1 rRNA gene is annotated in these 502 nt (G+C 46.6%); it reads left to right on the forward strand.

Going from position 1 to position 502, the window contains the following annotated elements:
• Positions 1–26 precede the first annotated feature (26 nt).
• Positions 27–143 (forward strand): 5S ribosomal RNA (gene rrf, locus AC1DF0_RS32150).
• Positions 144–502: the final 359 nt, after the last annotated feature.

The following is a 502-nucleotide window of genomic DNA, read 5'->3' on the forward strand; positions in this document are numbered from 1 at the left end:
CTAATCGTCTTTCAAAGCATCATCCGTTTGGTGGCGATGGCGGAGGGGAACCACGCGTTCCCATACCGAACACGACCGTTAAGCCCTCCAGCGCCAATGGTACTTGGACCGCAGGGTCCTGGGAGAGTAGGACGTCGCCAAGCGGGTGCGAAAGCATCTCTATCACGCCAATGAATTACCAACTTTTGATGGTTGATCATGATGAATGAACGTGATAAGATAACATTCCTGTCGCAAAACGACAGCGAAACTTGCACATTGAAAACTGGATATGAACAAATGAATGAAACATCCTTTAGCTGGATTAACCATCAGCGAGCAGAGTTAGCGAATGCGAGCTCAGCAGTTGATGTTAGTGAAGGTTGTTCGAGATTGTCTCGACATGTTTTCAATTTGTTTCAACCATTTGATGTCTTAGGAGATCGAAGAAACAAAATGAAAAAGGCGAGCAAGCCGAATCAACCGGAACGACGCTAGGTTAAGCTATTAAGAGCGCACGGAG

Source organism: Paenibacillus sp. 05T425 (assembly GCF_056396205.1).